Here is an 8,142-nt window from a genome sequence, read left to right on the forward strand (position 1 = left end):
GCAAATATGCCAGGTGCAAATATGCCAGGTGCGGTTCCACGTACATCAACTCTTGCATTAACAAACGTAACAGTACCATATGCAGTACAAATTGCTAACAAAGGCTACAAAGAAGCTTGCCTAGGCAACACTGCATTATTAAAAGGTATTAACACATTAGATGGCTACGTAACATTCGAAGCAGTTGCAGAAGCGCACAGCTTACAATATGCAGATGCAAAAGAGCTTCTTGAAAAAGCTCCTGCTTTATCATAATAGAGATACATTTGAGACCTTCCTTTATGAGGAGGGTCTTTTTTTATAAAATAAATTGTAAAAAATTGTCGTGTATTACTAGTAATAAGTGGTAATTGTGATAATTTAGAATTATGTATTTTTTGGGAGGGAGGGATTAGATTGGGAAGAAAAAGTAAGCGGAGGAAGCACAAAAAACAAAGAGGAGTAATAAGGAGTAAACATGAGTTAGTAGTTACGAAAAAGAGACCTAGGTCCAAATTTGAAAGTGGTTTAATAGATGCGGCGAATGTTATGTATTTTATTGTCATGGGTATTATTTTTATTAACTTAATTAAGTTACCAGTTTCAAATTTATCTTTACATGTATTTGTACTTATTATTTTTTTTATGATAGCTATTTTAGTACATGTTTTAGTGTTTGGAACATTACTATCAACTAATAAGAATGGTGGAGAAAAAGTACAAAAAAAGAAAAGAAATTCGTCTTATTATGCAAGCTCATCAAGTGGATTCGGTGACTACAGTAGCAACGATTGTAGCAGCTCAAGTGATAGTGGAGGAGATTGCGGAGGTGGTGGAGACTAAGTTAGTTTTTCAGAAGAACGACTAATGAAAGGGTGGGACGAAAGATGGAAACTGTGAATTTATTAGAATTAACAAAGGACATTCAAGAACAACATAAAAACTTCGTCGTTTCAAATGTAAATAATCATTGCTTACGAATCGCCGTATTTACTGGTGAATATGATTGGCACTATCATTCTAATTCGGATGAATTATTTATTGTGCTAGAGGGAGAACTACTTATCGATTTTGAAGATGGAGAGACGGCGGTTTTAAAGCCAAATGATTCTATCTTAATTCCAGCATGCACGATCCATAGAACGAGAGCATTSRAGAGAACGGTAAATCTTTGTTTTGAAAATATAGAGGCKGATACGATTAAAGTGGAGCAATTATGAAAAMATTATCTGTAGCCSAGTATAGRAAAATYCTTCCGATTTTAGAAGGTCATACAAGGACAACAACCTTTGCTCATGCGGTATGTGATCAAATGATAGATGGTGAAGTTTTTGCAAACGAGAAATTAACAGCAGGACTAATTCGTACAGCTAATGGTATCTATTATTTATTTGGTGATACGGATGATCAAAATTATAACGAATATTTATTTGCGTATTTAAAAATGGCTATTGAAAAAACAGAGAAGAGATTTACATTGTTCACTTCGAGTGACGAGTGGGAAATGATGTTAGAAGAGCGTTTTAGTAATGCATTTCGGAACATCCCACGAATGACATTTCAATTTCAAAGAGAAGTTTTTGAAGATAGAAGAATAGAATTAAACAAAAATACATATGAAATTAAACGTATTGATAAAAGTGATATAGAACGAAGTGATGAATTTACAGAGGATTATTACAAAGAATATTGGGGATCAAAAGAAGTGTTTTTAAATAACGGCTTTGGTTTTTGTATAGAACAAGATGGGATGATTGTAGCCGAATGCGTCTCAATATTTAGAGGGAATGGTTTTGCTGAAATTGATATTGCAACACATGAAGCACATCAAGGGAAAGGGTTAGCTCAAGCTGTCGCAACACGTTTCATTGAACAGTGTATACAAAATCATATTACACCATGCTGGGATTGTAATGTAGATAATATTCCCTCGCAAAAATTAGCTAGTAAATTAAGCTTCCATAATCCAGTAGAATATGTTTTGTTTGTCCGCAAGAAAATGGGGGAATAAAAGATGAACGTAGAATTAACAAGATTCAAAGTCAAGCCAGGTAAAAGTCATCGCGTAGATGAATGGATGCAGCTTCTTAATGATAATATGAAAGAAGTGCTTTTGACATTAAACGACGAAAAGATGTATGTAGAGACAATTTTCCGGGAAATAAGAGATGGAGAAGAGTACTTATATTGGTATTCTGTGCAAGGAGAAGGCGGGGCTCTTGTCGAAAATTCTCATCATGAAATTGATAAAAAGCACTTAGCGTTTTGGTATGAATGTATTGATGAAGAAACACCGTCTGTTGATATGGAAACAGAAGTTGTTATGATTCAAGATGTTGTGAAGGAAGTAATGAAATAATAGAATAGTATGTTGGAGAGAAGCACATCAAAATAGATGTGCTTTTTATTTTGAAAAAAATTTTAAAGAAAAGCTGTATACATTTTACGCTCTCAAACGTTGAGTATATAGAAAGGAGAGCAGAATGAGCCATGATACGTTTGAAACATTATTAATAGAGAAATCAAAAGCTGTGTTTGGATACTTAATTAAGATTGGAGCAGATAGAAAAGAAGCGGAAGATATTGTGCAAGATACGTTGTATAAGGCTTTATTGCTTATGGAGGAAATACCGTTAGAGCATTTAACACCGTGGCTATTTAGAGTTGCGATCAATCAGCACCGAGATTTACACCGAAAAGAAAAAAGACTAAATCCAATTGCGATTGAATCGGTCGTTCTTATTGGTCAAAAGTCATTAGATGAAGTGCTTTTAACAAGTGAACTGCAAGGAGAAGTACAAGAAATACTGGAGACGATGACGGAGGATTATCGTCATATTTTACTGTTGAAATATGAATATGAACTATCTTATAAGGAAATTGCCATTTTATTAAGTATGAAAGAAGAAACAGTGAAAACAAGTTTGTACCGTGCAAGAAATCAATTTAAAAAATTGTATAGGAGGAGAAATGATGAGTCGGAAGGACTTTGATTTGAATATGGATKATAAGCAGATGAAGACTTTGATGAAGAGAGCGAAGAGGAAGCAGCTTTGGCGAAACTGGCTTATTTCTATTTGTGCGTCCATTATTGTTATAGTAAGTTTGTTTTTGGGAGCAGCGTATTTTTCTCAGCAAACGTTTAGAAAAATGGAAAGAGAAATGAATGCACTACATAAGGTTCAAGGCCCTAATATCCGTTTCAGCGGAAGCATGTATTTAAGTCTCGGTATGACAGGAAGTACAGTAATATACAATTCTTATAAAAATATAGCCGGTCAACCAGTAAAATGGATAAATGATATATATGAATCAGGTATCTGGGGTTATAGTATGAAGCACTACAATGGTGAACTTGTTAGTTTAGATGAGGAGAAAAGGGGGGGAGGGGCTGTTACCATACCAGATTATAATGTACAAACAATGCAAAGAGAAATGAGGTTTTATTTACCTTTCGTTACTTATAAAAATTATGTGGATGATCTGGAAAATATTGAGAATTTGCAAAATAAAGTTGCAGAAGTAGCCTTATCTTTTGATAAATCGTATACAGCTGAACAAATTACTGAGATGCTTCCCAAAAGTGTACAGCCAGTTTGGTTTTGGGTAGATACATATAATGAAAAGAAAAGCGATTTTTATGTAGGGTTAAAAGATCCTAAAGATGGTGCGATATTAAATGCGGAAATGGCAAAAAATGTTTTTGGATTTGAAGGAAGTTATTCAAAAGKGAAAGAAGATATGAAAAACGATATAACAATAAACTCAAAAGAATTTCTATACCAAATGAAGTATTTAGCAAAAAATAGTGAAGGTATACCAAGTGATTATTTTGAACAATATTATAAAGAAATAAAAAACACGAAACCAAAAGACATACCAATATACGGTGTAGTTGTAACAGGGAAAACAGAGGATTTACAAGGTTTACAAGGAGTACCATATATTAAAGCGGCTGTTAGAGGTGTAACAGTGGAGAAATATTAATTACAGTTAATTAATGTRAATAATCAGAAAATTTATGTTATAATATGGGAAAAGGAGGYTTATATGAGGCAAATACATGGAGCAATTTATATTTACATAACAATGTTTTTTGTGGCGATATCCTATGGATTAGGGCACGTGTATTCGCATCCTATACTAACTTTTTTAAGCGGAGCATGTATGGCGTTTGCGCTTCTTGTCCACCTTTTCTCAGTTTGGATCGTGAAATTTCAAATAAATATTAGTGAGATAGAAGAAGGCACTTTTTAAAGGGCCTTCTTTAATAAAAAGGTAGCGATCACGCTACCTTTTTTATTATTTCACAAATTGTAATTCTTTCGGGAACTTCGTTAAGATCTCTGATCCATCTTTTGTGATGTAAATATCATCTTCAATACGAACGCCGCCTACGTTTGGTACGTAAATACCCGGTTCGATTGTGAAGACCATACCTTCTCTTAATAGAGACTCGTTGCCTTCTTTTACATCTGGATATTCGTGTACGCTAATTCCAAGTCCGTGACCAAGGCGGTGTGGGAAGAAGTCTCCGTAACCTGCATCTGCGATGACAGAGCGAGCAGCGTTGTCGATTGCACCAAATGTAACGCCTGGTTTACACGCTTCAACTGCTTGTAGTTGTCCAGCAAGTACAGTGTTGTAAATGCGAGTTTGYTCTTCAGAAATATCACCAAATGCTACTGTACGCGTAATGTCAGAGCAATAACCTTCAATGATTACACCTAAATCAAATAGTACGAAATCGCCGCGTTTCATTTTGTTTGCACCTGGAATGCCGTGTGGAAGAGCAGAGTTTGCACCTGCTAATACCATCGTATCGAATGACATTTTATGGATGCCTTCTGTTTTTAATTCATGCTCAATAATTGCTAATACTTCTAGCTCGCTACGATTTTCTTTAATTGCATTTACACCAACTTCAACAGCATAATCTGCCATTTTAGCTGCTTCACGTAAAATAGAAAGTTCTTTTTCGTCTTTAATTAAGCGAAGCTCGCGAACTTTCTCTTCAGCTGATTTGAAAGCTGCATTTGGGAACAATTTTGTTAATTCTTCGTAACGTTCTACATTTAAATGTTCTTTTTCAATTGCAACTGCATTTGCATCAATACCACGATCTTTAATTGCTTTTGCAATCATATCCCATGGTCTGTCCGTATCAGTAAATCCGATAATCTCATGTGCCCAGCCAGCGTTACGTGCTTGGCCTTCTTCCATTTTAGGACAAATTAAAATAGGCTCTTTTTCTTGGAATACAAACATACCAAGTAGTCTTTCATGTGGTTCACAGTGGAAGTTTGTCATGTAGAAGACGTTCGGTGTAGAAGTTAAGAACGCAGCTTCTACGTTTTTTTCTTTTAGCCATTGCATTAAATTTTCTAATCTAGCATTCATCGATTGGCACCCCCGAGATATTTAATTACAAATATAACTTTACATCGGAGGAAAGCGTTATGACAAGTAAATCGATGTTAGAAAAGACAGGTAATTGAGAAATCATGTAGAATAAAAAGTGAGAATGTGAATAGGGGAGGAATGTAATGATGAAAGTATCGTATCACGGGCATTCAGTTGTAAAGATTGAAACGAATGGAAAAGTTATTTTAATTGACCCATTTTTAACGGGAAATCCGAAAACAGATTTAAAGGCTGAAGATGTAAAAGTTGATGCGATTATTTTATCGCACGGACACGGTGATCATGTTGGGGATACAGTAGCGTTAGCAAAGAAAAATAATGCGGTCGTTGTGGCACCGTTTGAATTAGCTACATTTTTAGGTTGGCAAGGTGTAAATACACATCCAATGCATATTGGAGGTTCGCATGAATTTGACTTCGGAAAAGTGAAATTTACYCAAGCATTCCACGGTTCTAGTTATATTGATGAAGAAAATAAGACGATTACATATACAGGTATGCCAGCTGGTATTTTGTTTACAGCAGAAGAGAAAACTATATATCATGCGGGAGATACTGCACTGTTCTCTGATATGAAGTTAATTGGAGAACTGAATAATATTGATGTAGCATTTTTACCAATTGGTGATAATTTCACAATGGGGCCAGAAGATGCTGTGTTAGCAGCAAAATGGATAGGTGCGAAAACAGTTGTACCGATGCATTACAATACGTTCCCAGTTATTGAACAAGATCCATATCAATTTGTAGAAAAGCTACAAAATTGTACAGGGAAAGTATTAGAAGCTGGAGAAAGTATTACACTATAAAAAAGAAACCCTTCATTTGAAATGACAAGTGAAGGGTTTTTTACGTGTGTAGTACAGCTTTTAAAGTTTGCGCTTGTTTTGGTGATGCTTTTCTTTTTGGAAGTGGCTGTTCGGGTGTTTCATTCAACTCCATTGCAACTTTTTTTCCATCTACGAAAGCTATAAATACAGCACCTACAACCTCTAAAATTTTTTTCATCATGTATTCGCTCCTTTGTTTCATTTCTTGTCTTAATTGTATATGGAATCGAGTGGACAAACTATCGAACGAGATGACAACAGCATTACATTGTTGTAATAGAGTGACTAATGGAATGTAAGGGTCATTTTGTTATAAAAAAAATGGTACAGGTATATAAAGAGAGAGTGTAACAGTTTTGAAAATATAGTATACTGAAAATACAACACATGAAGAATTTAGGGAAAAGAAAGTATGGTGAAACCATTTGGCTACCAAGCATAATCAAATTTTAGAACATATTAATAGCCTACCGGTAGGGCATAAAATTTCTGTGAGGCAAATTGCGAAAGATTTGAGTGTAAGTGAAGGGACAGCTTACCGTGCAATTAAAGACGCAGAAAATAAAGGATATGTTAGTACAATTGAACGTGTCGGAACAATTCGAATTGAACAAAAGAAGAAAGAGAATATCGAAAAACTGACATATGCAGAAGTCGTTAACATTGTCGATGGYCAAGTRCTTGGRGGCAGAGAAGGACTACATAAAACATTAAATAAATTCGTAATCGGGGCTATGAAATTAGAAGCGATGATGCGCTATACAGAAGCRGGGAAYTTRCTTATCATCGGKAACCGTACGAATGCACATCAATTAGCATTAGAAACAGGGGCTGCTGTATTAATTACAGGTGGATTTGATACAGAAGAGCATGTGAAAAAGTTAGCAGACGAATTAAAGCTTCCAATTATTTCGAGTAGCTATGATACATTTACGGTCGCAACGTTAATTAACCGTGCAATTTATGATCAACTTATTAAGAAAGAAATTGTACTCGTTGAAGATATTTTAACACCGATTGAAGAAACGTTATATTTAAAGCCAAGTGATACTGTGCAGAAATGGCATGAGTACAATGAAGAGACGATGCATGGACGTTATCCAATTGTGGATGAAAATAAAAAGGTGTTAGGTATTGTAACTTCGAAAGATATGATTGGTGTTGCGAAAGATACACCAATTGATAAAGTGATGACGAAACACCCTATTACGGTAAATGGAAAGATGTCTGTCGCAGCTGCAGCGCGTATGATGGTGTGGGAAGGCATTGAATTACTTCCTGTTGTGGAAGATGGAAATAAATTGCAAGGTATCATTAGTCGTCAAGATGTACTTCAGGCATTGCAAATGATTCAACGTCAACCGCAGGTTGGCGAAACAATTGATGACATTGTAACGAATCAATTTATGACGCCGAAAGAAGCAAAAAATGAGCATTTGTATCAATTTTCAGTGACACCACAAATGACGAATTCAATAGGGACGTTATCTTACGGTGTATTCACAACAATTGTGACAGAAGCAACAAACCGTGTCATTCGTGCGCAGAAGAAGAGCGATTTAATTGTTGAAAACTTAACCATTTATTTCGTTAAGCCAGTTCAAATTGATAATGTTGTATCAGTTCATCCGAAAGTATTAGAAATTGGGCGTAAATTTGGTAAGATTGATGTAGAAGTGCATCATGAAGGTAATGTTGTCGGGAAAGCGTTACTTATGGTGCAATTGATCGATAAATAAAAAGATGGAACAAATCGCTTTGGTTTGTTCCATCTTTTTTGTTTTATCCCGCTATTTACCGGGCAGTAAGACTCCCACCTCAAAATTCGGCGAATGCGAGGAAGTTAGGTGGGAGATAACTGCCCGTAAAAGCCCGATTGGTGAAGGCTAATAATCAGTGGGGGATGGAC

At 35.5% G+C, this 8,142-nt stretch carries 11 protein-coding genes and 1 pseudogene; 10 read left to right on the top strand and 2 right to left on the bottom strand.

Features of this window, described 5'->3' with window-relative positions; genetic code table 11:
- The 8 genes and pseudogenes from AC1DJR_RS11355 to AC1DJR_RS11390 all read left to right on the top strand — a co-directional run.
- Positions 1-255: pseudogene (locus AC1DJR_RS11355) on the top strand (alanine dehydrogenase); the annotation flags it as partial.
- Between the two features lie 141 nt (positions 256-396).
- Positions 397-822 carry a hypothetical protein gene (locus AC1DJR_RS11360; protein WP_477002639.1) on the top strand — a complete coding sequence of 142 codons (426 nt, stop codon included), beginning with the start codon at positions 397-399 and terminating at the stop codon, positions 820-822.
- A gap of 44 nt (positions 823-866) precedes the next feature.
- On the top strand, positions 867-1,199 hold the full coding sequence (locus AC1DJR_RS11365) for a cupin domain-containing protein (protein ID WP_477002640.1): 333 nt from the start codon (positions 867-869) through the stop codon (positions 1,197-1,199).
- Entirely contained in the window at positions 1,196-1,990 is a 795-nt protein-coding gene (locus AC1DJR_RS11370) for a GNAT family N-acetyltransferase (protein WP_477002641.1), read from the top strand. Before AC1DJR_RS11365 ends, AC1DJR_RS11370 begins: the two co-directional genes overlap by 4 nt.
- A gap of 3 nt (positions 1,991-1,993) precedes the next feature.
- Entirely contained in the window at positions 1,994-2,338 is a 345-nt protein-coding gene (locus tag AC1DJR_RS11375; RefSeq protein ID WP_002067488.1) for a DUF6176 family protein, read from the top strand.
- Between the two features lie 124 nt (positions 2,339-2,462).
- On the top strand, positions 2,463-2,972 hold the full coding sequence (locus AC1DJR_RS11380) for an RNA polymerase sigma factor (RefSeq protein ID WP_002067489.1): 510 nt from the start codon (positions 2,463-2,465) through the stop codon (positions 2,970-2,972).
- Positions 2,953-3,966 carry an anti sigma factor C-terminal domain-containing protein gene (locus AC1DJR_RS11385; RefSeq protein ID WP_477002642.1) on the top strand — a complete coding sequence of 338 codons (1,014 nt, stop codon included), beginning with the start codon at positions 2,953-2,955 and terminating at the stop codon, positions 3,964-3,966. The genes AC1DJR_RS11380 and AC1DJR_RS11385 overlap by 20 nt, the downstream gene beginning before the upstream one ends.
- 63 nt (positions 3,967-4,029) lie before the next feature.
- Complete coding sequence (locus AC1DJR_RS11390) at positions 4,030-4,236, top strand: hypothetical protein (RefSeq protein WP_002088956.1); 207 nt, start codon at positions 4,030-4,032, stop codon at positions 4,234-4,236.
- A gap of 45 nt (positions 4,237-4,281) precedes the next feature.
- Here the strand turns inward: AC1DJR_RS11390 and pepQ are convergent, their stop codons facing one another.
- On the bottom strand, positions 4,282-5,379 hold the full coding sequence (pepQ, locus tag AC1DJR_RS11395) for a Xaa-Pro dipeptidase (protein WP_477002643.1): 1,098 nt from the start codon (positions 5,377-5,379) through the stop codon (positions 4,282-4,284).
- Positions 5,380-5,528: 149 nt separating this feature from the next.
- Here pepQ and AC1DJR_RS11400 point away from each other — a divergent pair, with 149 nt between their 5' ends.
- Positions 5,529-6,212, top strand: a complete 684-nt coding sequence (locus tag AC1DJR_RS11400) for a metal-dependent hydrolase (protein ID WP_429688108.1) — start codon at positions 5,529-5,531, stop codon at positions 6,210-6,212.
- Positions 6,213-6,252: 40 nt separating this feature from the next.
- On the opposite strand, the gene AC1DJR_RS11405 is transcribed toward AC1DJR_RS11400, so the two are convergent.
- Positions 6,253-6,414 carry a hypothetical protein gene (locus tag AC1DJR_RS11405; protein WP_429688045.1) on the bottom strand — a complete coding sequence of 54 codons (162 nt, stop codon included), beginning with the start codon at positions 6,412-6,414 and terminating at the stop codon, positions 6,253-6,255.
- A gap of 244 nt (positions 6,415-6,658) precedes the next feature.
- On the opposite strand from AC1DJR_RS11405, the gene AC1DJR_RS11410 reads away from it, so the two are divergent.
- A complete protein-coding gene (locus AC1DJR_RS11410) occupies positions 6,659-7,972 on the top strand; it encodes a DRTGG domain-containing protein (protein WP_429688046.1) in 1,314 nt (437 codons plus the stop codon).
- The last annotated feature ends 170 nt before the right edge of the window (positions 7,973-8,142 follow it).

This window comes from Bacillus sp. 05T31, assembly GCF_056396725.1.

Bases quoted from the DNA above. Each gene is read 5' to 3' on its own strand.
- AC1DJR_RS11380 (WP_002067489.1), top strand. From the start codon at position 2,463: ATGAGCCATGATACGTTTGAAACATTATTAATAGAGAAATCAAAAGCT.
- AC1DJR_RS11405 (WP_429688045.1), bottom strand. From the start codon at position 6,414: ATGATGAAAAAAATTTTAGAGGTTGTAGGTGCTGTATTTATAGCTTTC.
- AC1DJR_RS11375 (WP_002067488.1), top strand. From the start codon at position 1,994: ATGAACGTAGAATTAACAAGATTCAAAGTCAAGCCAGGTAAAAGTCAT.
- AC1DJR_RS11390 (WP_002088956.1), top strand. From the start codon at position 4,030: ATGAGGCAAATACATGGAGCAATTTATATTTACATAACAATGTTTTTT.